This window comes from Streptomyces sp. MAR4 CNX-425 (assembly GCF_048656465.1).
Lineage (GTDB): Bacteria > Actinomycetota > Actinomycetes > Streptomycetales > Streptomycetaceae > Streptomyces.
Window position 1 is genome coordinate 227644 of the sequence record NZ_JBMDLF010000001.1, and the last position, 21620, is coordinate 249263.

Annotated in this window: 23 protein-coding genes; 10 read left to right on the forward strand and 13 right to left on the reverse strand. The window is 76.3% G+C overall.

The features are described from left to right. Positions 1 to 94: 94 nt before the first annotated feature. From ACHZ99_RS00990 to ACHZ99_RS01010, 5 genes are all read left to right on the forward strand, one after another. On the forward strand, positions 95 to 1399 hold the full coding sequence (locus ACHZ99_RS00990; RefSeq protein ID WP_420302356.1) for a sensor histidine kinase: 1305 nt from the start codon (positions 95 to 97) through the stop codon (positions 1397 to 1399). Next, positions 1396 to 2085: a response regulator gene (locus tag ACHZ99_RS00995; protein ID WP_420302357.1), complete on the forward strand. Its 690-nt coding sequence runs from the start codon at positions 1396 to 1398 to the stop codon at positions 2083 to 2085. Before ACHZ99_RS00990 ends, ACHZ99_RS00995 begins: the two co-directional genes overlap by 4 nt. Positions 2086 to 2175: 90 nt before the next feature. Further along, positions 2176 to 3321: a DEDDh family exonuclease gene (locus ACHZ99_RS01000; protein ID WP_420302358.1), complete on the forward strand. Its 1146-nt coding sequence runs from the start codon at positions 2176 to 2178 to the stop codon at positions 3319 to 3321. A 45-nt stretch (positions 3322 to 3366) separates the two neighbouring features. Beyond that, the gene (locus ACHZ99_RS01005; protein ID WP_420302359.1) at positions 3367 to 4296 is read left to right on the forward strand and encodes an SURF1 family protein; all 930 of its coding nucleotides are present in this window, start codon (positions 3367 to 3369) and stop codon (positions 4294 to 4296) included. A 4-nt stretch (positions 4297 to 4300) separates the two neighbouring features. Beyond that, positions 4301 to 5056 carry an SDR family oxidoreductase gene (locus ACHZ99_RS01010; RefSeq protein ID WP_420302360.1) on the forward strand — a complete coding sequence of 252 codons (756 nt, stop codon included), beginning with the start codon at positions 4301 to 4303 and terminating at the stop codon, positions 5054 to 5056. 25 nt (positions 5057 to 5081) lie between these two features. On the opposite strand, the gene ACHZ99_RS01015 is transcribed toward ACHZ99_RS01010, so the two are convergent. From ACHZ99_RS01015 to ACHZ99_RS01035, 5 genes are read right to left on the reverse strand one after another with little or no spacing between them, the layout of a single operon-like run. Then, the gene (locus tag ACHZ99_RS01015; protein ID WP_420302361.1) at positions 5082 to 5831 is read right to left on the reverse strand and encodes a hypothetical protein; all 750 of its coding nucleotides are present in this window, start codon (positions 5829 to 5831) and stop codon (positions 5082 to 5084) included. A 5-nt stretch (positions 5832 to 5836) separates the two neighbouring features. Beyond that, positions 5837 to 6508 (reverse strand): DUF6286 domain-containing protein, encoded by a 672-nt coding sequence (locus tag ACHZ99_RS01020; RefSeq protein WP_420302362.1) that lies wholly within the window; start codon positions 6506 to 6508, stop codon positions 5837 to 5839. Next, positions 6505 to 6948 carry a hypothetical protein gene (locus ACHZ99_RS01025; protein ID WP_420302363.1) on the reverse strand — a complete coding sequence of 148 codons (444 nt, stop codon included), beginning with the start codon at positions 6946 to 6948 and terminating at the stop codon, positions 6505 to 6507. Before ACHZ99_RS01025 ends, ACHZ99_RS01020 begins: the two co-directional genes overlap by 4 nt. Before the next feature lie 3 nt (positions 6949 to 6951). Next, on the reverse strand, positions 6952 to 7146 hold the full coding sequence (locus ACHZ99_RS01030) for a hypothetical protein (protein ID WP_344296173.1): 195 nt from the start codon (positions 7144 to 7146) through the stop codon (positions 6952 to 6954). Between the two features lie 48 nt (positions 7147 to 7194). Further along, entirely contained in the window at positions 7195 to 7680 is a 486-nt protein-coding gene (locus ACHZ99_RS01035) for an Asp23/Gls24 family envelope stress response protein (RefSeq protein WP_420302364.1), read from the reverse strand. Between the two features lie 144 nt (positions 7681 to 7824). Between ACHZ99_RS01035 and ACHZ99_RS01040 the strand changes: the two genes are divergently transcribed. Continuing rightward, positions 7825 to 8772, forward strand: coding sequence for a hypothetical protein (locus ACHZ99_RS01040; protein ID WP_420302365.1), 948 nt, complete (start codon positions 7825 to 7827; stop codon positions 8770 to 8772). A 39-nt stretch (positions 8773 to 8811) separates the two neighbouring features. Here the strand turns inward: ACHZ99_RS01040 and ACHZ99_RS01045 are convergent, their stop codons facing one another. From ACHZ99_RS01045 to ACHZ99_RS01055, 3 genes are all read right to left on the reverse strand, one after another. After that, positions 8812 to 9603, reverse strand: a complete 792-nt coding sequence (locus ACHZ99_RS01045; RefSeq protein WP_420302366.1) for an enoyl-CoA hydratase/isomerase family protein — start codon at positions 9601 to 9603, stop codon at positions 8812 to 8814. A 91-nt stretch (positions 9604 to 9694) separates the two neighbouring features. Next, positions 9695 to 9913: a helix-turn-helix domain-containing protein gene (locus ACHZ99_RS01050; protein WP_026276177.1), complete on the reverse strand. Its 219-nt coding sequence runs from the start codon at positions 9911 to 9913 to the stop codon at positions 9695 to 9697. A gap of 346 nt (positions 9914 to 10259) precedes the next feature. Then, positions 10260 to 11858 (reverse strand): ABC-F family ATP-binding cassette domain-containing protein, encoded by a 1599-nt coding sequence (locus tag ACHZ99_RS01055; RefSeq protein WP_420302367.1) that lies wholly within the window; start codon positions 11856 to 11858, stop codon positions 10260 to 10262. A gap of 221 nt (positions 11859 to 12079) precedes the next feature. Between ACHZ99_RS01055 and ACHZ99_RS01060 the strand changes: the two genes are divergently transcribed. Further along, positions 12080 to 12487 (forward strand): VOC family protein, encoded by a 408-nt coding sequence (locus ACHZ99_RS01060; RefSeq protein WP_420302368.1) that lies wholly within the window; start codon positions 12080 to 12082, stop codon positions 12485 to 12487. 37 nt (positions 12488 to 12524) lie between these two features. Here the strand turns inward: ACHZ99_RS01060 and ACHZ99_RS01065 are convergent, their stop codons facing one another. The 3 genes from ACHZ99_RS01065 to ACHZ99_RS01075 all read right to left on the reverse strand — a co-directional run bounded on the left by ACHZ99_RS01065 (position 12525) and on the right by ACHZ99_RS01075 (position 15888). Beyond that, a complete protein-coding gene (locus tag ACHZ99_RS01065; protein ID WP_420302369.1) occupies positions 12525 to 13829 on the reverse strand; it encodes a hypothetical protein in 1305 nt (434 codons plus the stop codon). A gap of 164 nt (positions 13830 to 13993) precedes the next feature. Further along, positions 13994 to 15133: an alpha/beta hydrolase gene (locus ACHZ99_RS01070; protein ID WP_420302370.1), complete on the reverse strand. Its 1140-nt coding sequence runs from the start codon at positions 15131 to 15133 to the stop codon at positions 13994 to 13996. 77 nt (positions 15134 to 15210) lie between these two features. Further along, positions 15211 to 15888, reverse strand: a complete 678-nt coding sequence (locus ACHZ99_RS01075) for a class II aldolase/adducin family protein (protein WP_420303162.1) — start codon at positions 15886 to 15888, stop codon at positions 15211 to 15213. 112 nt (positions 15889 to 16000) lie between these two features. Between ACHZ99_RS01075 and ACHZ99_RS01080 the strand changes: the two genes are divergently transcribed. From ACHZ99_RS01080 to ACHZ99_RS01090, 3 genes are read left to right on the forward strand one after another with little or no spacing between them, the layout of a single operon-like run. After that, complete coding sequence (locus ACHZ99_RS01080; RefSeq protein ID WP_420302371.1) at positions 16001 to 17230, forward strand: inorganic phosphate transporter; 1230 nt, start codon at positions 16001 to 16003, stop codon at positions 17228 to 17230. 36 nt (positions 17231 to 17266) lie between these two features. After that, entirely contained in the window at positions 17267 to 17509 is a 243-nt protein-coding gene (locus tag ACHZ99_RS01085; RefSeq protein WP_420302372.1) for a hypothetical protein, read from the forward strand. Next, a complete protein-coding gene (locus tag ACHZ99_RS01090; RefSeq protein ID WP_420302373.1) occupies positions 17509 to 19035 on the forward strand; it encodes a cobyric acid synthase in 1527 nt (508 codons plus the stop codon). Before ACHZ99_RS01085 ends, ACHZ99_RS01090 begins: the two co-directional genes overlap by 1 nt. 189 nt (positions 19036 to 19224) lie before the next feature. On the opposite strand, the gene ACHZ99_RS01095 is transcribed toward ACHZ99_RS01090, so the two are convergent. After that, complete coding sequence (locus tag ACHZ99_RS01095; RefSeq protein ID WP_420302374.1) at positions 19225 to 20271, reverse strand: SCO1860 family LAETG-anchored protein; 1047 nt, start codon at positions 20269 to 20271, stop codon at positions 19225 to 19227. Between the two features lie 154 nt (positions 20272 to 20425). Then, positions 20426 to 21517: an amidohydrolase family protein gene (locus ACHZ99_RS01100; RefSeq protein WP_420302375.1), complete on the reverse strand. Its 1092-nt coding sequence runs from the start codon at positions 21515 to 21517 to the stop codon at positions 20426 to 20428. Between the last annotated feature and the right edge of the window lie 103 nt (positions 21518 to 21620).

The following is a 21620-nucleotide window of genomic DNA, read 5'->3' on the forward strand; positions in this document are numbered from 1 at the left end:
GCGTACCGGAGCGGCGGCTGCAACCTGCGCAGCAGCGCCCGCTGCGCCTTCCGGAGGACGCCTGACCGGCACGGACTGGTCTACGGTGCAGAACATGACGGCGGCAACGCAGACCGAGGCGAGCATCGAGCGCACGGTGCTCCGCTACCTCACGACGGCGGTCGAGGGCGGGCGGGAGGCCGCGCGCCACTCCCGCGTGTGCGCCAGGGACGCGGGCTTCGCCGCCGCCGTGGCGCTCGCCGCGGTGAGCACGATGCTGCTGGCGCCCGACGGCCGGCACGGCTTCGACGCGCTCGCCTGGGTGCTCGGCACGGTGGGCAGCGCGGCGCTGATCGGCTCGCAGCGCTTCCCGCGTACGGTGCTGGCGGTCACGGTGCTGGCCATGCTCGCGTACCAGCTCCGCGGCTACCCCGACGGCAGCCCGGTGCTGCCGGTGCTGGTCGCCACATACCGCTGCATCCGGGCCGGGCACCGCGGCTTCTTCCTCGTCACCGCCCTGCTCTCGCTGGCCGTCGGCCTCGGCTCGCTGCCCTTCCTCTCGCTCGGCGACGAGGCGCTGCGCGCGGCGCTGGAGAAGCGGTTGCTGTCCTTCGGCTGGGTGCTGGCGTGCGCGATGGCCGCCGCGATGCGCATCCAGCACGAGGCGATGCTCGCCCAGGCCGAGGAGCGGACGGCCGAGCACGCGCAGCGCAGCGCCGACGAGGAGCGGCTGCGGATCGCCCGCGAGCTGCACGACACCCTCACGCACAGCATCTCCGTGATCAAGGTGCAGGCCGGGGTGGCCGTGCACCTGGCGAAGAAGCGCGGCGAGGAGCCCACCGCGGCGCTGCTCGCCATCCAGGAGGCCAGCGGCGACGCCGCGCGCGAGCTGCGCTCCACGCTGCACGTGCTGCGCAACGCGGACGGCGGCGCCGAGGGCGTCGGGCTGGAGCGGCTGCCGGAGCTGGTGGAGCGGGCGCGGGGCTCGGGGGTACCGGCGACGGTGGCCGTGACGGGCGAGCGGGCGGAGCTCCCCGCGGAGGTGGACCGGGCCGCGTACCGGATCGTGCAGGAGTCGCTGACGAACGTCGCCCGGCACGCGGGGCCGGCGGCGGCGGTGGCCGTGCGGGTCTCGTACGGGCCGGAGAGGGTCGTCGTCCAGGTCGACGACGACGGCGCCGCCGACCCCGGGGCGCCGCCGGAGCCGGGCATCGGGCTGACCGGGATGCGCGAGCGGGTCGCCGCGCTCGGCGGCGCGCTGCACGCCGCGCCCCGCCCCGAGGGCGGCTTCCGGGTACGCGCCGAGCTGCCGCTGCGGCAGCCGCGGCCACCGCGGCCGGAGCATCGGCGGCCGGAGCAGCAGCAGTCGGAGCGGCGGCAGCCGGAGCCCGGCGGGCCCGCCGCGGAGGCCGCCCGGTGATCCGGGTGCTGCTCGTGGACGACCAGGCCCTCATCCGGGGCGGGTTCCGGGCGCTGCTCGACGCCGAGGACGACGTCGAGGTGGTCGGCGAGGCCGCCGACGGCGCCGAGGGCGTGCGGCTGGCCGCCCGGCACCGGCCGGACGTGGCGCTGGTCGACGTGCAGATGCCGGTGCTCGACGGCATCGAGGCGACCCGCAGGATCGCCGCCGACCCCGAGCTGGCCGGCGTGCACGTCGTGATCCTCACCAACTACGGCGTGGACGAGTACGTCTGGGGCGCGCTGCGCGCCGGGGCGGCGGGCTTCCTCGTCAAGGACATGGAGCCGGAGGACCTGCTGCACGGCGTACGGGTCGCCGCCCGCGGCGACGCCCTGCTGTCCCCCGCGCTGACCCGCAAGCTGATCCAGGAGTACGTCTCCCGCCCCGCCGGCGGCACGCCCGACGCGGAGGACGCGCTGTGCGACCTCACCCGGCGCGAGCGGGAGGTCGTCACGCTCGTCGGCGGCGGCCTCAGCAACGAGGAGATCGCCGCCCGGCTGCACATCAGTCCGATCACCGCGAAGACGCACGTCAGCCGGGCGATGACGAAGCTGGGCGCCCGGGACCGGGCCCAACTCGTCGTGATCGCCTACGAGACGGGCCTGGTCACCCCGCGCGGACCGGCGGCCGGACAGCCGTCCGGCTGATCCGCCGGCCGTGGGACGGCGCGCGGGCGCGCGCCCGGACGGCACCCGCGCGGGCGGCGGTGTCAGTGGCAGGCTCTATGCTCTGACTCCATGCTCGAAGACCGCGCGGCGCACCTGAATCCCCGTCAAGTCGCGCAGCAGGAGCCGCTTCCGGGCACCGATCCGGCCGCGCCGCCCCCGCCCGCCAGCGGCCCGGCCGGGACCGCGGACCCCGGCATCCCCGCGCCCGCCGCCCCGCCCGACGGCTGGCCCGCCGACTACCCCGAGGCGTACGCCGTCGTCGACGTCGAGACCACCGGCCTGCGGTCCGACGACCGCATCGTCTCCGCCGCCGTCTTCCGCCTCGACGCCCGCGGCGCGGTGGAGGACAGCTGGTACACGCTGGTCAACCCGCAGCGCGACCCCGGCCCGGTGTGGATCCACGGCCTGACCCGCGAGATGCTCGCCGACGCCCCGCTCTTCCCCCAGGTCGCCGAGGAGTTCGCGGCGCGGCTGGAGGGCCGGGTGCTCGTCGCGCACAACGCGGTCTTCGACTGGATGATGATCGCCCGCGAGTACGCCCGCGCCGGGCTGACGGCGCCCGTGCGCCACCGGCTGTGCACCATCGCGCTCGCCCGGCAGCTGCGGCTGCCGCTGCCCAACGCCCGGCTGACGTCGCTGGCCGCCCACTTCGGCGTCGCGCAGCGCCGGGCCCACGACGCCGAGGACGACGCCCGCGTCCTCGCCGAGGTCTTCCGCCCCAGCCTGCGGCAGGCCGCCGAGGCCGGCGCCCGGCTGCCGCTGCTGGCCTGCCAGCCGCTGACGGAGTGGGCGGATGCGCCGGCGGCCGGCGGGTCCGGCGCGGGCGGCACCCGGTCGCCGGGCGGGCACGGGGCGTACCAGTGGCGCACCTGGCGGCCGAACCGCCGGCTGCCCCCGTCCCCGTACCCCAACCCGGGGCGGTACGTGCGCGGCGGGCGGCTGAAGCAGGGCATGCGCGTGGCGTTCTCCGGCGACACGTCGGTGGACCGCAGCCTGCTGGAGGACCGGGCGGTCGAGGCGGGGCTGCACGTCGCGGCCAGCGTCTCCCGCTACACGAGCCTGCTCGTCACCAACGACCCGCAAGCGCCGACGAGCAAGGTGACGCGGGCCGCGGCCCACGGCACCCCGGTGCTCGACGAGGCCGCCTTCCTGCACCTCATGCGGGACGTCGAGCCCGCGGACGCGCCGCCGCAAGGGGACGGCGGGGCGGGGTAGCGGGGTCGCGTCGGGCGCCCGGGCCGCGGGGGGTACGGTCAAGGGGTGTACCGCTTCCTGTTGTCCCGCCAATGGGTGATCGTCACCCTGGTGGCCGTCCTGCTCATCCCCGTGATGATCCAGCTCGGCTTCTGGCAGCTGCACCGCCACCAGGACCGGGTCGCACGCAACGACCTCGTCGCGCGGAACCTCAAGGCGGAGCCGGTGCCGGTGGAGCGGCTCACGCGGGAGGGGCGCGCGGTGCCGCGGGAGGACACCTGGCGCCGGGTCACGGCCACCGGTTCGTACGAGCCGGAGCAGGAGGTCGTCGTACGGCAGCGGCTCGGCGCCGACGACAAGCAGGGCTACTTCGTCGTCACCCCCCTCCGCCTCGACGGCGGCGCCGCCGTCCTCGTCAACCGCGGCTGGGTGCCGGCGGGCGCCGACCTCACCCGCCTCCCGAAGGTGCCGCCCCCGCCGGCCGGCGAGGTCACCGTCACCGGGCGGCTCCGCCCGGACGAGACGACGGACAGCGGCATCCGCGACAAGGCGGGGCTGCCCGACCGCATGGTGATGCTGATCAACAGCCGGCACCAGGCGGCCGACGGGCTCCCGGGCCCGGTGCTCGGCGGCTTCGTCGAGCTGACCGCCACCTCGCCGGAGCCCGCCGGCAAGCAGCCCGAGCCGGTCGGCGAGCCGGACCACAGCAGCATCGGGGTGCACGTCGCGTACGCGATCCAGTGGTGGATCTTCGCGGCGGCGGTGCCGCTGGGCTGGTGGATTCTCGTACGCCGCGAGCGCCGCGACCGCGAAACGGCGGCGGCCGGGGCGACGGCGCAGGCCGCGGAAGGGACCACGGAGCACGCCGGGGAGAAAGCAGAGGAGAAAGCCGGGGAGAAGGCCGCAGAGAACGCCGCGGAGAACGCCGAGGAGAAGGCCGCGGACGACGAGCGTGCCCCATCCCTGGCGCCCGCCGAGCAGATGGCGGCAGACTGACCCCATGGATCTTGGACTCAACGACCGCGCCTACGTCGTGACCGGGGGTTCCCGCGGCCTCGGTCTCGCCGTCGCCGAGCAGCTGCTCGCCGAGGGCGCGAAGGTGGTGCTCAGCGGCCGCGACAAGGACCGCGTGGCGGGCGCCGCCGCCGCACTCGGCGAGTCCGCCGTCGGCGTCGCCGCCGACAACGCGGACCCCGCCACCCCGGACCGGCTCATCGCCGCGGCCCGGGAGCGCTTCGGCCGTTTCGACGGCGTGCTCATCAGCGTCGGCGGCCCGCCCGCCGGCAACGCCACGGCCAACACCGACGCCGAGTGGGAGGCGGCGTTCGACTCCGTCTTCCTCGGCGCCATGCGCATGGCGCGGACGGCGGCGGGCGAGCTGACGGCGGGCGGGGTCGTCGGCTTCGTGCTTTCCGGCTCCGTCCACGAGCCGATCCCGGGGCTGACCATCTCCAACGGGCTGCGCCCCGGCCTCGCCGGGTACGCCAAGTCCCTCGCCGACGACCTCGGCCCCCGCGGCGTGCGCGTCGTGGGCCTGCTGCCGGCCCGGATCGACACCGACCGGGCCCGCGAGCTGGACGCGCTGTCCGGCGACGCGGCGGCGGCGCGGGCGCGCACGGAGGCGAAGATCCCGCTGGGCCGCTACGGCACGCCGGAGGAGTTCGGCCGCACGGCGGCGTTCCTGCTGTCGCCGGCGGCCTCGTACCTGACCGGGATCATGCTGCCGATCGACGGCGGCATGCGGCGGAGCATCTGAGGCGGGCGCGGCGGCGCCCGCGCGGTCAGGAGACGCGCTCCGGGCGGTGCTTGGCGGAGCGGAACCTGATCTCCGCGGGCAGCCGCGCCAGGCCCACCGACGCGCGGGCCGGGGCCAGCGCCCGCTCCTCGATGTGGTCCACCGCCGCCGCGGGGCGGGCGCCGGGGCCCAGCAGCACGCCGAAGCTGGCGCGCGGCGCCGTGCGGCGGCCGGTGAGGGTGACACGGGCCCGTTCCACGCCCGGCAGCGCCCCCGCCTCCTCGGCGAGCACCTCCTCCAGCGCCGAACCGCGCAGCAGGGCCAGCGGGGCGGCCGGCAGCGTGAGCGTGGCGGGGCCGTCCGGCCCGTCGCCGTCCTCGCCGCCGAGGCCGTCGGGGTCTGCGCCGGTGTCCGGCTCCCGGTCGGGGTCGGTGGCGGTGGCCCAGTCGCCGCCCGGGCCGCGGTCCGCTCCGGACCCGTCCGGTACGGAAACGGCGCCGGCGCCGGTGTCGACGACGACCTCGCCGAGCCGGGCCCGGCGCAGCTGGGCGGTCAGCCACCAGCCGCCGCAGAGCACCAGCAGCGCCAGCCCGCCGACCACCGTCGGCCACCACCAGCCCTCGTCCCGCCGGCGCAGCCGGGTCTCGCGGCTCAGCAGCACGTCGTCGGAGCCGTCGGCGTACGGCGCGAAGCCCGGCCGCGGCAGGTCGAGGCCGGCGGCGAGCACGGCGATGCCGGCCGCGGCGACCGCGAGGCCGGTGAGGCCGAGCAGGATGCGGTTGACCACGCGGAGCATCGCGCTCACCCCTTCGCCGGCGGCCGGCGCACGTGCACGGACAGCTCGGGCGTACGGGCGAGGCCCAGTTCGCGGATGCCGTCGCCCAGCACGGCGGCGAGGTCGGCGCGGACGTCGTCCAGCTCGCGGAAGTGGGACTCGGCGCGGGCGCCGACCCGGCGGCGGCCCACCGTGACCCGCACCGAGCGCACGCCGGAGATCTGCATCGCCCGGTCGCGCAGCACCACCGACGCGGCCCGCCGGTCGAGACCGGCCCGCAGGTCCGGCGACGGGTGCCGCATCGGCAGCACCCCGCGGAGCCCCGGGGTCACGGCCAGCACCACCAGCCAGGCGCCGGCCAGCACGGCCACACCGGCGGCGGAGAGTACCCAGGCGTCGTCGAGCGGGCGGGCGGCCAGCTCGTCGGCGACGCGGCGCCGCCAGCGCATCGCGGGGCGTTCGGCGCGTACGGCGACGACGTCGTAGAGCAGCAGCCCGACGCCCGCGGTGACCGCGGCGGCGGTGAGCGCGGCGGGCACCCGGCGTACGGACCAGAAGCGGGCCGCGGCGTCGGCGGGGCCGCCGCCCGCGCCGTCCGGTCCGGCGGCGTACCCGGACGCCGACGTGCTCTGCCGCCACTCGTCCGGCTCCGCGGCCGCCCCGCCCGCGGGCCAGGACTTCGTCTTCTCCGCGCTCATCGCACCCTCCCCCGCGGCGCGTTCGGCCGCTCCGTGGTGTGCAGCCGCTCGACCTCCACGGCCACCTCCGGCACCTCAAGCCCGACCAGCGCCTCCACCCGCTCGGTGACCGCCCGGCACACGGCGCGGCACTGGCCGCCGAGGTCGGACGGGAAGCCGAGGTGGACCCCGACGCGGACGCGGGCGGTGTCGCCCCGTACGACGACGGCGGCGTGCGCGGCGTCGGTTCCCGGCGCGCCGAGCAGCGCTTCGCGGGCCGCCTGCGAGGCGATCTTCGCGATGACGCGGTCCTCGACCCGGGTCGCGCCCCGCTCCCCCGCCGGTACGGCGGCTTCGGCGGCTTCGCCGGCTTCTTCGGCTTCACCGGCGCTTCCGGCCCGTGCCGGATCGCTCTCCTGACGCTGCTCCTGCTCCGCGTGCCCGCTCGCGAGGGACCCCACCGGTCACCGCCGCCGGTCGTCGCGCTCGCTCGGCCGGCGGAAGAAGTCCCCCGGCTCCAGGTCGCCGTCCAGCACCCGGCCGACCACAAAGCCGATCGCGCCGAGCGCCGCCACCAGCAGGAAGGCACCGAATCCGCCGAAGTAGCCGGCGAAGCCCAGCGCCATGCCGGCCAGCAGGCCGACCACTGCCATGCTCATCGCACGCACCTTCCCGAAGCTCCCCGGGGCGGCCTGCCCGCCCCGCCGTCACTGCAACCGCGGCTGCTCGGCGTCCTCCTCCTCGTCGTCGGGCAGCTTCACGTCGGTCACCGCGATGTTGACCTCGACCACTTCGAGGCCCGTCATCCGCTCGACGGCGGAGATGACATTCTCCCGTACGACGCGGGCGAGTTCGGTGATGGAGACCCCGTAGTCGACGACGATCTCCAGGTCGAGCGCGGTCTGCACCTCGCCGACCTCGGCCCGCACCCCGGCCGGCGACCGGCCGGTGCCGGGCAGCCGGTCGCGTACGGCGCCCGCGGTGCGGGAGAGCCCGCTGCCCATGGCGTGCACGCCGACGACGTCGCGCGCGGCCAGACCCGCGATCTTCTCGACCACGCCGTCGGCGATGGTCGTACGCCCCCGGGTCGCCGGATCGCCGGTGCCGCGCCGCGTGCCCAGCACCTTCGGCGGTGCCGGGGCCGGCTCCCGCGTGGCCTCCCTGACCGTGGACTCGCTGTTCACCGTCTCCACCCTTCCTGGCGCACGTGCCGTGCGCGCGTTTCGCTCCCCCACTATCCGTCCCCTGCCCGGGGTGGGCCAGGGGAATGCGACAGCCGGCCCACCGGAGATCGGCGATCGGGTGGCGGCGGGCGCGGGTGGGGGAGGATGGGACGCATGACGGCGGGGAGCTGGGAGCAGGCGGTGCGCGAGCAGGTGGCGCTCGGCCGGCTGCTGCCCCTGGGCGACGCGGCGGACGGCGCGTGGATCGCGGAGCGCGCGGCGTCGGGTGTGCTGCGGCGGGCGGCGGCGGGTGTGCGCGGGGTCCGGGTGACGGCGCTGCGGGTGGAGCCGGCGGACCGGTACGCGGAGGGCGCCGGGGGCGAGGCGGGGCCGGTGCGCGACGGGGGCGGCGCGGGAGCGGCGCCGGGCCGCGCGGGCCCCGAATCCGCGGAGCCCCCGCACGACGGCGGTGACGCACCAGCGGCGGACGGCACCGGCGCGGGTTCCGGATCCGCCGAGCCCTCACACGACGGCGGTGACGCACCGGCGGCGGACGGCACCGGCCCGGGGCACGGAGACGGCGCGGGTTCCGGATCCGCGGAGCCCCCGCACGGCGCGGGTCGCGCGCGGGCGGCGGACGCGGCGCGGCGCCCCGGCGAACGGGGCCCGGGCGCGGCGGTCCCGGGGCCGCCGCCGGTGAGCGCGCTGCCGTTCGGGGAGCTGCTGATCACGGCGGAGTGCGACGCCGCGACGGACCGGCCGATGACCGCCGCCGCCGACGCTCTGCGGGCGGCCCTGCTGCGGGGCGCAGACGAGCGCCTCGGGCTGCGCGTGGCGGCGGTGGACATCCACGTGACCGGCCTGCTGGAAGCCCCGCAGAACGCCGCTCAGGCGGCGGACGGCACCGGCGGCGGCGCCCCGCCGGCCCCGCCTGCGCCCGCCGGGCCCGCCGCCGCGCCCCGCGTGCCCGGGCTGCTCGACGCCGACGTGCGCGAGGTCGCCGGCCACGCCGAGGTACGGGCGGTCACCGACGCCCGGCACCGCGCGCTCGACGTCGCCACGGCCGTACGCGCCCGTATCCCGGCGGCGACCGTCACCGTCCTCATCACGGACATCCGCTGAGCCGCCCCGCGACCGCGCCCGCCCCGCGGCCGGGCCCCGCTACTCCCCCACCCCCGCGAGGTCCCGCAGCCGACGCGCCTGCGCCGCGCGCTCGGCCGCGCGCTGCTCGTCGTCCGACCGGCCCGCGGCCCCCCGCAGCAGCGCCTTCGTCTCGATCACCGCGTCGCGCGGCGCCGCCAGCAGCGCCGCCGCCAGGTCCTCGACCGCCGCCCGCAGCTCCGCCGCCGGGACGACGAGGTTCGCCAGGCCCGCCCGCTCGGCCTCCTCCGCGTGCACGAACCGTCCGGTGACGCACATCTCCAACGCCCGCGCATATCCGACGAGTTGCACCAGGGGCCGGGTTCCGGCGAGATCGGGCACCAGCCCGAGCGAGGTCTCCCGCATCGCGAACTGCGCGTCGTCCGCGCACACCCGGAGGTCGCAGGCGAGTGCCAGCTGAAATCCGGCGCCAATCGCATGTCCCTGCACCGCCGCCAGGGAAACGATGTCATTCCGCCGCCACCAGGTGAACGCCTCCTGGTATTCGGCGATGACGGCGTCGAGGTCCCCGTCGGAATAGCGGGCCAGCTCCGGGAATGACGGCTCGTCCGCAAAGCCTTCCGGGGTGAATGCCTGCCGGTCGAGTCCGGCGGAGAAGGATTTGCCCTCGGCGCGCAGCACGACCACGCGGACGCTGCCGGGGAGTTCCCGCCCCGCGGCGGCGAGCGCCCGCCACATGGCGGGCGACTGCGCGTTGCGCCGGTCGGGGCGGTCGAGGGTCACCGTGGCCAGCGTTCCGTCCGCGCCGTCCAGGGCGAGGCGGACGCCGTCTCTGTTCAGCAGCTCTGTCATATACCGAACAGTAACCACCCGGCCGGTCCAACGGACCGGCCGGGTGCCCGAACGGTGCCGGGGCGCCGGTCACGGCGGCCGCGGCGGTCCGTCAGGACGACGCCTTCTTGCCTCGCGTCGCGCCGCCGCGACCGCGCAGGGTCACGCCGGATTCGCTGAGCATCCGGTGCACGAATCCATAGGAGCGGCCCGTTTCTTCGGCCAGCGCCCGGATACTCGCCCCGGAGTCGTACTTCTTCTTCAGGTCAGCCGCGAGCTTTTCGCGCGCGGCGCCGGTAACCCGGCTGCCCTTCTTCAGAGTCTCGGCCACCCGTGCCTCCTCGTACGGAAGTGCGCTCTGGACTCTCATGATCACCCCTTTATCGCGTCCTGGCCACCCATTCGGCAAGGTCCGCGGCACGAGGTTTTCTCCCCAGTTCCCCCCGGAGGCCGTCGGAGCCCAGCATTCCGAGCCGCCCCCGGACCTCGCCCGGGACCGCGGCTCCGAGTGATTAAGCAGGTCAGGGGCGGTGGCGTGACACCTGGTCACGGCGCGTCCGGCGGCGTCGCGCGTAGCCGGCACCGCATGCTCGGTGACCAGGTGCCACACCGTGGTACGAGCAGCTCTCACTCAGATGATGGATCACGCATGAGCCGAATGATCCAGACGGAGGTGATCAAGCAAGCGCTACCAGGTCTGCGTAGCCCTGGTTCCACAGGTCCTCCACGCCGTCCGGGAGCAGGATGATCCGCTCGGGCTCCAGGGCGTCCACCGCCCCCTCGTCGTGGGTGACGAGGACGACGGCGCCGGTGAAGGTGCGCAGCGCGCCGAGGATCTCCTCGCGGCTGGCCGGGTCGAGGTTGTTGGTCGGCTCGTCGAGCAGCAGCACGTTGGCCGAGGAGACGACGAGGGTGGCCAGCGCGAGCCGGGTCTTCTCGCCGCCGGAGAGCACGCCGGCGGGCTTGTCGACGTCGTCGCCGGTGAAGAGGAACGAGCCGAGCACCTTGCGCATCTCGACGGCGTCCATGTCGGGCGCGGCCGAGGCCATGTTCTCCAGGACCGAGCGGCCCGGGTCGAGGGTCTCGTGCTCCTGCGCGTAGTAGCCGAGCTTGAGGCCGTGGCCGGGCGTGACCGCGCCGGTGTCGGGCTTCTCGACGCCGGCCAGCAGGCGGAGCAGGGTGGTCTTCCCGGCGCCGTTGAGGCCGAGGATGACGACGCGGGAGCCCTTGTCGACGGCGAGGTCGACGTCGGTGAAGACCTCCAGCGAGCCGTACGACTTGGACAGGCCCTCGGCCGTCAGCGGGGTCTTGCCGCACGGGGCCGGGTCGGGGAACCGCAGCCGCGCCACCTTGTCGGCCTGGCGCTGCTCGTCGAGGCCGGAGAGCAGCCGCTCGGCGCGGCGGGCCATGTTCTGCGCGGCGACGGCCTTGGTGGCCTTGGCGCGCATCTTGTCGGCCTGGGCGTTGAGCGCGGCGGCCTTCTTCTCGGCGTTGGCGCGCTCGCGGCGGCGGCGCCGCTCGTCGGCCTCGCGCTGGGCGAGGTAGAGCTTCCAGCCCATGTTGTACGCGTCGATGCGGGCGCGGTTGGCGTCGAGGTAGAAGACCTTGTTGACGATGGTCTCGACGAGCTGTTCGTCGTGGGAGATGACGACGAAGCCGCCGTGGTACGTCTTCAGGTAGTCCCGCAGCCAGATCACCGAGTCGGCGTCGAGGTGGTTCGTCGGCTCGTCGAGCAGCAGGATCTCGGAGTCGGAGAAGAGGATCCGGGACAGCTCCACGCGGCGGCGCTGGCCGCCGGAGAGGGTGTGGAGCGGCTGGGCCATGACCCGCTCGGGCAGCCCCAGGCTGGCGGCGATGGTCGCGGCCTCGGCCTCGGCGGCGTACCCGCCCTTCGTCAGGAACTCGGTCTCCATGCGCTCGTAGCGCCGCATGGCCTTGTCGCGGGTGGCGCCCTTGCCGTTGGCCATCCGGTCCTCGTCCTCGCGCATCTTGCGGATGACGGTGTCGAGGCCGCGGGCGGAGAGGATCCGGTCGCGGGCGAGCACGTCGAGGTCGCCGGTGCGCGGGTCCTGCGGCAGGTAGCCGACGGTGCTGCCGCGGGTGACGGTGCCGGCGGCGGGCTGGCCCTCGCCGGCCAGGACCTTGGTGAGGGTGGTCTTGCCGGCGCCGTTGCGGCCGACGAGCCCGACCCGGTCGCCCTTGGCGACGCGGAAGGTGGCGGATTCGAGGAGGAGGCGGGCGCCGGCGCGCAGCTCCAGGCCGGAGGCGGTGATCACGGAAGTTCTCCAGGGCAGGTGGGCAGACGGCAGGGACGAATGTTTAAGGAGCTTCGCCGTTACTCATGCACGAGGAGAGTGGCCATGCGGCAAGTGTATCGGGGGCCGCAACCCGTTTGTTCCGCCGGACCCCCGCGGCCGCCGCGGGCCTCCGGCCGGGCTGCCGCTGTCGGTGGCCGGTGCCAGACTGCCCGTAGAGACACCGAGAGGACGTGATCGGCATGCCCGGCAGCGGAAGCACCCCCACCGTCTACCCGACACTGCTGTACCGCGACGCGAAGGCCGCGGTCCGGCTCCTGACCGAGGGGCTGGGCTTCCGGGAGGTCGCGGTGTACGAGGGCGAGGACGGCAAGGTGGCGCACGCGGAGCTGGCCCAGGGCAACGGGCTGGTGATGCTGGGGTCCAAGGGCACGGGCAGCAGGTTCGACGAGGCGATGGGCGCCGGCGGCCCGGCGGGGGTGTACGTGGTCGTGGCCGACGTCGACGCGCACCACCGGCAGGCCGTGGCGCACGGCGTGGAGATCCTGATGCCGCCGACCGACCAGGACTACGGCTCGCGGGACTACATGGCGCGCGACCACGAGGGCAACGTCTGGAGCTTCGGCACGTACGCCCCGAACCCCGGCTGACGCGCGCCCGCCCCGGGCCGGCGGGCGCCCGCGGCGGTCACGCCCCGCCGGTGTGCACCCGGAAGGCGGCCCGGCGGACGGCCTTGGCCACCGCCGGGTCGGGGTGCGCGGCGGCCAGCGCCACCAGCACCTGGACCGTGCGCGGATGCCCCGCGCCGCCCACCTCCGCGAGCAGCGCCGGCACGCTGCCCTGCACCGCGGACTCCAGATGCCGTACGAGCAGGCTCCCCTCGCCGTGGTCGGCGACCGCGGCGGCGGTGTCCACCCACAGCCAGGTCGCCTCCTGGCGGCTCAGCGCGCCCAGCGCCTCGTCCGCGTCGCCGCCCTCCTGTTCGGCCAGCCACAGCAGCGCGTACGGCCGCAGCATCGGCTCGTCGCACGCCTGGCGCACCGCGCTCTGCGCCGCCGCGCCCACCACGCGCAGCGCCTCGAACGCCAGCCCGCGCAGCAGCGCGTCGTCGCCGCGCGCCACCTCCAGCAGCTCCGCGATCGCGCTGCCCGAAGGGCGCGCCGCCAGCCAGGCGCGGTACTCGGCGCGCGCCGGCCCCGGGGTCAGCCCGGCGCAGCTGCGGAGCATCGCCTCGGCGGGCTTCTCGATGTGCCCGTCGGGGCCCTGGGCGGCGATGCAGATCTGCTCGATCTTCATCCACACGGCCCAGTTCCCCAGCGGCGTCAGCGACACCTCGCCGCCCTCGCGCGTCAGCGCGCCCACGGAGGCGAACGCGGCCAGCGCCCAGTCCAGCAGCCCGGGCAGCAGCGCCGCCAGCTCCGCGTCCGGCACCGCCGCCGGGGGCGGATCGGCGGCCCGGCCGGGCACGGGGGTGCCCTCGCTGCCGTACGCCACCTCGCAGCGCTCGGTGCGCAGCTCCTCGACGCGCTGGCGGAGGAGGTCGAGCAGGGCGGGCACGCGCACGGGGCCGCCGGTGAGGTGGAGCAGGGCGAGCATCTGCGGCATGGCCTCGATCGCGTCGCCGAGGGCGACGGAGTCGTGGGCCAGCGGCTCGGGCGCGGGGTGGGCCAGCGACCAGGCGTCGAAGAGCGCGACCCAGCCGCGGAGCACGGCGCGCTCGTCGCGCTCCCAGGCGCGCAGCCGCCAGGCCGGGCGGGCGTACGCGCCCTGCACCTCGACCAGGCCGGCGAGCCGGGCCCGGTCCCACTCGGCCGGCGGCGCGTCGGTCCACGGCCGGGGGCGGCCCTCCGCCGCCCGGGCGACGCGGACCGCCTCGGCGAGCAGTTCGCGGGCGTGACCGGCGAGTACCCGGGGTGGCGCGATGCCCTCCGGGGGTCGCGGCGCGGGGCGTAGCGCCCGGTCGACGACGGCCCGGCGGGCTGCGGCGGCCATCTCGCGACGGGGCTGCCTGGGGACGAGGCGGAGCGGCGGGTGGTGCGAACGGTGCGCCATCACGCACCAAGTCTCGCCGGTGGGGCGGCGAAAGCCCAATCCGGGGGTTGCGGGAGGTGGCCGGAGCCGGTGGCGGCGGCCGCCGGGCCGAGGCGGGTGGGCGGCTAGAGCAGCGGCGTCAGGAAGCGGCGCAGGGTCTCCTCGTACGCGCGCGGGGTCGCGTTCCACAGCGCCGCGTGCCGGCCGTCGGGGACCTCGCGGAGCAGCAGCCGGTCGCCGCCGCGGGCGGCGAACGCCCGCGCCGCGGCCGGCGGGGCGACGTCGTCCGCCTGGCCCTGCAACAGCAGCGATGGCGCCTCGGGGACGGCGAGCGGGGCGTCCAGCTCCCCGTACTCGCCGGCCGCCAGCACCGCGAGGCCGCGCAGCGGCGCCGGCAGCGCCGGCCGCCCGGGGGCGCCGGAGCGGCCGGCCAGGGCCCGTACCGCGGCGCGCCAGTCGAGGACCGGCGAGTCCAGCACCACCCCCGCGACGCCGTCGGCCGCCGCGGACTCCGCCGCCGTGCGCAGCGCCATGGTGGCGCCGGTGGACCAGCCGTACAGCACCGCGCGCCGCGCGCCGTTGCGCAGCGCCCAGTGCAGGGCCGCGTCGAGGTCGGGCCACTCGGTGTGGCCCAGGGCGCCGCGGCCGCCCGGGGGCGGCGGGGCGCCGGGGTCGCCGCGCTGGGCGGGGGCGAGGACCGGCAGGTCCAGCTCGCGCAGCAACGGCAGGGCGGCGAGGGTCTGTTCGCGGGTGCCGCCGAGGCCGTGGGCGGCGATGACGCAGGTGCCGCGGGCGCCCGGCACGTACCAGGCGGGCAGCGGCCCCAGCGGGCCGTCGACGGTCACGTCCTCGTACGCGACGCCGAGGGCCGACGCCGGCGTGCCCTCGTACACCTTCGGCGTCAGCCGCACCCTGGTGCCGGGGTCGAGGCTGCCGTACGTGACCCGCTCCAGACGGCGGACCAGCCGGCCGCCGTCCCACGACTCCGCGCGCAGCACCGGGCCGACGACGGCGTGCACGCCGTCGCCCGTCAGGCCGTACGTCTCGGGGCTCAGCGCGGGCGCCGCGCCGGGCGCGAGGGTGACCTGCCCGTCGGTCGCGGCGATCACCCGCAGCCGGGCGCCGCCGAACCCGGCGGGGCCGGCGGGGCCGGGCCGCAGGGCGGCCCGGGAGCCGTAGCGGCCGGCGGCGACGGCGGCGGCTCCGGCGCCGAGTCCGGCGGCGACGAGGCTGGTCACGGCGGTGGCGACCGGTTTGATGCGCATCCTGGCCATTGTCCGCGTACGGACCCGGCCCTGCCAGTGCGCGGACCCGCCCGGGTCAGGGCCCCGCGCCCCCGGGCTCACCGCTGGCCGTAGCCCTTGAGCTTCTCCGCCACCTCCTCCAGCTGCCCCGGCGTCAGCAGCGACGGGTCCAGCCCCGGCACCGAGCGGGCCGCCAGCCACACCCGGCACATCCACTCCAGCTGCGCGGTGCGGTCGTACGCCTGCGCCAGGTCGGCGCCGTAGGCGACCGTGCCGTGGTTCTGGAGCAGGCAGGCCGACCGGCCGGCCAGCGCCCGCAGCATGCCGGCGGCCAGCTCCTCCGACCCGTACAGCGCGTACGGGGCGACGCGCGCCCGGCCGCCGAACGCCGCGGCCGCGTAGTGGACGGCGGGCAGCTCCGGCACCAGCGTGGAGACGGCCGTGGCGTGGACGGCGTGGGTGTGGACCACGGCACGCGCCTCGGTGCTCCGGTAGACGGCGAGGTGCATGGGCAGTTCGCTCGTCGGCCGGAGCGTGCCGTCCGTCTGCCGCCCCCGGAGGTCGACGGCGACGAGGTCGTCGTCCCCCAGCTCGTCGTACGGGACGCCGGTCGGCGTGATGAGCACGCGATCGCCCACCCGTACCGAGACGTTGCCCGAGGTTCCGACGACGAGCCCGTCGGCGTACGTCCGCCGGGCCGTCCGAATAAGCTCACGCCACGCGTGACGCACCAGTATCCTCCTATGACCTGCACATGAAGCGGTCGCCGGCGACATTGCGACACCCATTCGCCTCCGTCATCGCCACGCCCGACCCAGTTCACCTTGTGTTCACTCGGAGTACCTACGTTCCTCACGGCCCCCGACCTTCGAGCCGATTGCTGGGTACATGGAACACCTCACTCTCATCATCGGAGTCGTCATCGTCACCGCTCTGGTGTTCGACTTCACGAACGGGTTCCACGACACCGCCAACGCCATGGCCACCACGATCTCCACCGGGGCGCTCAAACCCAAGGCCGCCGTGGCGATGAGCGCGGTCCTCAACCTCGTCGGCGCCTTCCTCTCCGTCGAAGTCGCCAAGACCATCTCCGGCGGCATCATCGACGAAGGGTCCGGCATCCAGCCCGAAGTGATCTTCGCGGGGCTGGTGGGTGCGATCGTCTGGAACCTGCTGACCTGGCTCGCCGGGCTGCCCTCCAGCTCCTCGCACGCCCTCTTCGGCGGCCTCATCGGCGCGACGCTCGTCTCCGTCGGCTGGAACGGGGTCCACATGGACGCCATCGCCATGAAGATCCTCATCCCCGCCGTCGCCGCGCCGCTGGTCGCGGGCATCGCCGCCGCGTTCGCGACCCGGCTGACGTACCGGATGGCCCGCGGCCGCTCCACGGCCGGCACCGCCCGGGGCTACCGGGCCGGCCAGATCACCTCCGGCGCGCTGGTCTCCCTCGCCCACGGCACCAACGACGCGCAGAAGACGATGGGCGTCATCACCCTCGCGCTGATCGCCGGCGGCTCCCTCGCCCCCGACTCCGACCCGCCCACCTGGGTCATCGTCTCCGCCGCCGTCGCCATAGCGCTCGGCACGTACCTCGGCGGCTGGCGCATCATCCGCACCATGGGCAAGGGCCTGACCGACATCCAGCCGCCGCAGGGCTTCTCCGCGCAGACCAGCTCCGCCACGGTGATCCTCGCCTCCTCCCACCTGGGCTTCGCCCTGTCCACCACGCAGGTCTGCTCCGGCTCGATCATGGGCTCGGGCGTGGGCAAGAAGGGCGGCGTGGTGCGCTGGAGCACGGCCGGGCGGATGCTCGCCGCGTGGGGGCTCACGCTCCCGGCCGCGGGCCTGATCGCCGGGGCGGCGGCGTTCCTCGCCGAGCGGGGCGACTGGGGTGTGGTGACGGTCGCGGTCCTCGGCGCCGCGGCCTGCGCGACGATCTGGGCGGCCTCGCGCCGCAACCGGGTCGACCACTCCAACGTCAACGACGTGGACCCGGAGACCGGCCGCCCGGTCGGCCCGGACGGCACGGCCGACGGCTCCGCGGACGGCGCCGTGGAGCCGGTGAGCATCCCGTCGCCGCGGACCACCTCCGGGCCCGCCTCGCGGGCCACGGCCTGACCGCCGACCCCTTATCGAGAGCACTGAGGTAACAGGATGGACATCGACTGGGCAGCACTCGGCGAGGTCTTCGGCGTCAGCCTCGTCATGACCGTGGGGCTCGTGGGGCTCTTCACCGCCGGCATCGTCGGCCTCTCGCCGAAGCCCGGGCCCGGGGGCGCCGACGGCTCCGCGGCCGCGGAGACCGCCCCCACCCCGCTGGCCAGGGCCGGCGCCTACGTATGCTTCACGCTGTGTGCAGCGGCAGTGGCGTACGGGATCTATCTGATCGTCAAGTGATGGCGCGCGCCGGCGGCCTGCTGGTCGCCGGCACGACGTCGGACGCGGGCAAGAGCGTCGTGACCGCGGGCATCTGCCGCTGGCTGGCCCGGCGGGGCGTGTCCGTCGCGCCGTTCAAGGCGCAGAACATGTCGCTCAACTCGTACGTCACCCGCGAGGGCGCCGAGATCGGCCGCGCGCAGGCGATGCAGGCGGCGGCCGCCCGGACCGAGCCCAGCGCGCTGATGAACCCGGTGCTGCTGAAGCCGGGCGGCGAGGCGCGCAGCCAGGTCGTGGTGCTGGGCCGGCCGATGGCGGAGCTGAGCGCGGCGGACTACCACGGCGAGCGGCAGCGGGCGCTCTTCGACACCGTCACCGACTGCCTGGAGCAGCTGCGGCGCTCGTACGACGCGGTGATCTGCGAGGGCGCGGGCAGCCCGGCGGAGATCAACCTGCGGCACGGCGACATCGTCAACATGGGCCTGGCGCGGGCGGCGCGGCTGCCCGTCGTGGTGGTCGGGGACATCGACAGGGGCGGGGTCTTCGCCTCGTTCTACGGGACCACCGCGCTGCTGAGCGAGGCGGACCAGGGGCTGGTCGCGGGCTATCTGGTGAACAAGTTCCGGGGCGACGTCTCGCTGCTGGAGCCGGGTCTCGCCATGCTCCGCGGGCTGACGGGACGGCAGACCCTCGGGGTGCTGCCGTACCGGCACGGGCTCGGCATCGACGAGGAGGACGGGCTGCGGCTGTCGCTGCGCGGCCGGATCCGGGAGCTGCCGGCCCCGGCGCCGCACGGTTCGGAGGTGCTGCGGGTCGCGGTGGTGCCGGTGCCGCTGATGTCGAACTTCACCGACCTCGACGCGCTGGCCGCCGAGCCGGGCGTCGCCGTGCAGTTCACCGACCGGCCGGAGGAGCTGGCGGACGCGGACCTGGTGGTGCTGCCGGGGACGCGGGGCACGGTACGGGCCCTCGGCTGGCTGCGGGAGCGGGGCCTCGACGCGGCGGTGGCGCGGCGGGCGGCGCAGGGGCGGCCGGTGCTGGGGATCTGCGGCGGGTTCCAGCTGCTCGGGGAGCGGATCAGCGACCCGGAGGGGGTGGAGGCGCGGCCGGCCGGCGAGGTCGACGGGCTGGGACTGCTGCCGGTACGGGTCGCGTTCGCGGCCCGGAAGACGCTGGCCCGGCCGGCGGGGACGGCGCTGGGCGAGGCGGTCGCGGGGTACGAGATCCACCACGGGGTCGCGGAGGTGCTGGGCGGGGAGCCGTTCCTGGACGGGTGCCGGGTGGGGCAGGTGTGGGGGACGCACTGGCACGGGGCGCTGGAGAACGACGGCTTCCGGCGGGCGTTCCTGCGCCGGGTGGCGGCGGACGCGGGGCGGGCGTTCGTGCCCGCGCCGGACACGTCGTTCGCGGGGCTGCGGGAGGAGCAGCTGGAGCGGCTGGGGGATCTGATCGAGGAGCACGCGGACACCAAGGCGCTGCTGCGGCTGATCGAGGCGGGCGCCCCGGGCGACCTGCCGTTCCTGCCGCCGGGGGCGCCGGCCGGCTGAGCGCCTCCGGCGCGGTCCGCGGAGTCCTCCGTCCCGCCGCGTCCGGCGCCGCCCCGGTGTCCGGTGTCCGGCCGGGCCGCGCGGGCGCGGCACGCGCCGCGGATGCCGGAGCCGGACCGCGGACGGGCGCCCGGCGGCCCGTGCCGGTGCGTGCCCGGCAGGCGTCGCACGCACCGGCACGTACACGCCTCAGCCCCGGGCACGCCCGCGGGCCAGCGCCACGCCGGTGAGCCCGAGGCCGACGAGCACCGCCGCGCCGCCCACCAGGTACGGGGTGGCCGAGCTGCCGCCCGTCTCGGCGAGCTGCTCGCCGGGGGCGGGACCGGCCGGGTCCGCGGCGTCCCCGGCGTCCGCGGCGTCCGCGGGCCGCGCGTCCCCGGTCGGCTCCGCGTCCCCCTGCGGGCGCTCCCCCGGCTCGCCGCCGGCCGGCGTCGCGCACTCCGCCTCGACCAGCGTCACCTCGCCCTCGACCGCGGCGACGTTCAGCTTCAGCGGGTTCACCGACACCGTGAGCCGCAGCGCGGCGGCGCTCGCCGTCGAACGCGTCGTCCGCGTCTGCGAGAAGCCCAGCGACACCTCCCCCACGCCCGGCACGGTCACCGCCGTCGGCTCCCCGCCCGCGGTGAGCGTGACGCGCTTGCCCAGCACGGAGACGGACCCCGGCGCGGAGGACTCGGCCTCCGGCTCCCCGTCCACCGGGCACACGGCCGTCGACGTCACCTGCTCGACCTTGATCAACGACAGCGCGGGCAGGCCGGGGACGTGCACCTCGGCGCGGGCGAGGTGCGACGACGCCTCGGCGCCGCTCGCGTCGACGGTGGCGGCGGCGGTGGCGACGTCGGCGCGCGCGATGTCCACCACATCGCCCCCGCCCGGCCGTTGGCCGTCCCGCGCGGCGGCGAGGCCGTCGACGCGTACGTCGAGGGCAGTCTTGTCGGCGGCGCCGGAGCCCCGGCCGGCGGCGGGCTCGCGGACCTCGTTGAGGGTGGCGCGCACCGGCACCCGCACGGAGTCGTCGAGCAGGGAGACGTCGAGGTCGGCGCGGAGCACGGACGCGGCGGCCGAGCCCGTACGGGCCGGGGCGGCGCCGCCGTCGTCGTCGGCGTACGCGGGTGCGGGCGCGGCCAGGAGCAGGGCGGGGCCGGTGGCGAGGGCGGCCGCGGTGACGGCGGCCGCGGGCGTGCGGAACAGGCAGGAGAGGCGGAACAGGCGGAACAAACGGGACGGACGGGACACGGAACAAACCCCCCACGGGCGAACGGTCGTCGGAACGTCAACTGCCCCGCCATGCTTACGCACTCAGGGTGACACGACGGACACTGTGCGCTCGTTCACCCCTTCGGGCGAATCAGGCCCCGGAAGTCCCCTTCCGCCCCTCGCTTACCGGATATCAGCCGACGATCCGGCCCCGGAGCACGGTCCGCCGCGGCGCCGTCAGCACCCGCACGTCGTCCAGCGGGTCCGCCTCGTACACGACGAGGTCCGCCGGCGCGCCCTCCACCAGCCCCGGCCGCCCGAGCCACGCCCGCGCGCCCCACGTCGCCGCCGAGACGGCGTCCGCCACCGGGATCCCGGCGGCGACCAGCTCGCCCACCTCCTGCCCGACCAGCCCGTGCGCCAGCGAGCCGCCGGCGTCGGTGCCCGTGTAGACGGGGATCCCGGCGTCGTAGGCGGCGCGCACGGTGTCGTAGCGGCGGGCGTGCAGCCGGCGCATATGGCCGGCCCAGCGCGGGAACTTGTCCTGACCGCCCTCCGCGAGCCGCGGGAAGGTCGCGATGTTCACCAGCGTGGGCACGATGGCGACGCCGCGCTCGGCGAAGAGCGGCACGGTCTCCTCGGTGAGCCCGGTGGCGTGCTCGATGCAGTCGATGCCCGCCTCGACCAGGTCGCGCAGCGAGTCCTCGGCGAAGCAGTGGGCGGTCACGCGGGCGCCGTGGCGGTGCGCCTCGGCGATGGCGGGGGCCAGCGCCGCACGCGGCCAGCAGGGGCGCAGGTCGCCGGCGTCGCGGTCGATCCAGTCGCCGACGAGCTTGACCCAGCCGTCGCCGCGCCGCGCCTCGCGGCCGACGTACGCGACGAGGTCGGCCGGTTCGATCTCGTGGGCGTAGTTGCGGATGTACCGGCGGGTACGGGCGATGTGGCGGCCGGCGCGGATGATCCGCGGCAGGTCGTCGCGGTCGTCGATCCAGCGGGTGTCGGCGGCGGAGCCCGCGTCGCGCAGCAGCAGGGCGCCGGCGTCGCGGTCGGCGAGGGCCTGCTTCTCGCTGGTGGCGGCGTCCACGGCGCCGTGGGCGTCGAGCCCGACGTGGCAGTGGGCGTCGACGAGCCCCGGCAGCGCCCAGCCCTCGACGTCGACGACGTCGCGGGCGGCGGCCGGTGGCGTGAAGGTGACGCGTCCGCCCACCACCCACAGCTCGTCGCGGGTCTCCTCGCGGCCGGTCAGCACCCGGCCCCTCACGCGCAACACCGGCCCCTCGCTCATGGGGGCACCCTAGCCAAGCGCCCTTCCGGACCGGCGCCCGGATCCACCACAACCCCTTTCACGCGAAGGGGCGATCACGGGGTGTGAGGCATTGACGGATGTT

Excerpts from the sequence above, each read along its gene's own strand:
- ACHZ99_RS01010 (WP_420302360.1), top strand. The coding sequence starts at position 4,301 with ATGGATCTTGGACTCAACGACCGCGCCTACGTCGTGACCGGGGGTTCC.
- ACHZ99_RS01030 (WP_344296173.1), bottom strand. The coding sequence starts at position 7,146 with ATGAGCATGGCAGTGGTCGGCCTGCTGGCCGGCATGGCGCTGGGCTTC.
- ACHZ99_RS01090 (WP_420302373.1), top strand. The coding sequence starts at position 17,509 with ATGGCGCGCGCCGGCGGCCTGCTGGTCGCCGGCACGACGTCGGACGCG.
- ACHZ99_RS01075 (WP_420303162.1), bottom strand. The coding sequence starts at position 15,888 with ATGTCGCCGGCGACCGCTTCATGTGCAGGTCATAGGAGGATACTGGTG.
- ACHZ99_RS01100 (WP_420302375.1), bottom strand. The coding sequence starts at position 21,517 with ATGAGCGAGGGGCCGGTGTTGCGCGTGAGGGGCCGGGTGCTGACCGGC.
- ACHZ99_RS01015 (WP_420302361.1), bottom strand. The coding sequence starts at position 5,831 with ATGCTCCGCGTGGTCAACCGCATCCTGCTCGGCCTCACCGGCCTCGCG.
- ACHZ99_RS00990 (WP_420302356.1), top strand. The coding sequence starts at position 95 with ATGACGGCGGCAACGCAGACCGAGGCGAGCATCGAGCGCACGGTGCTC.
- ACHZ99_RS01020 (WP_420302362.1), bottom strand. The coding sequence starts at position 6,508 with ATGAGCGCGGAGAAGACGAAGTCCTGGCCCGCGGGCGGGGCGGCCGCG.
- ACHZ99_RS01040 (WP_420302365.1), top strand. The coding sequence starts at position 7,825 with ATGACGGCGGGGAGCTGGGAGCAGGCGGTGCGCGAGCAGGTGGCGCTC.
- ACHZ99_RS01060 (WP_420302368.1), top strand. The coding sequence starts at position 12,080 with ATGCCCGGCAGCGGAAGCACCCCCACCGTCTACCCGACACTGCTGTAC.
- ACHZ99_RS01070 (WP_420302370.1), bottom strand. The coding sequence starts at position 15,133 with ATGCGCATCAAACCGGTCGCCACCGCCGTGACCAGCCTCGTCGCCGCC.
- ACHZ99_RS01085 (WP_420302372.1), top strand. The coding sequence starts at position 17,267 with ATGGACATCGACTGGGCAGCACTCGGCGAGGTCTTCGGCGTCAGCCTC.
- ACHZ99_RS01045 (WP_420302366.1), bottom strand. The coding sequence starts at position 9,603 with ATGACAGAGCTGCTGAACAGAGACGGCGTCCGCCTCGCCCTGGACGGC.
- ACHZ99_RS01000 (WP_420302358.1), top strand. The coding sequence starts at position 2,176 with ATGCTCGAAGACCGCGCGGCGCACCTGAATCCCCGTCAAGTCGCGCAG.
- ACHZ99_RS01065 (WP_420302369.1), bottom strand. The coding sequence starts at position 13,829 with ATGGCCGCCGCAGCCCGCCGGGCCGTCGTCGACCGGGCGCTACGCCCC.
- ACHZ99_RS01080 (WP_420302371.1), top strand. The coding sequence starts at position 16,001 with ATGGAACACCTCACTCTCATCATCGGAGTCGTCATCGTCACCGCTCTG.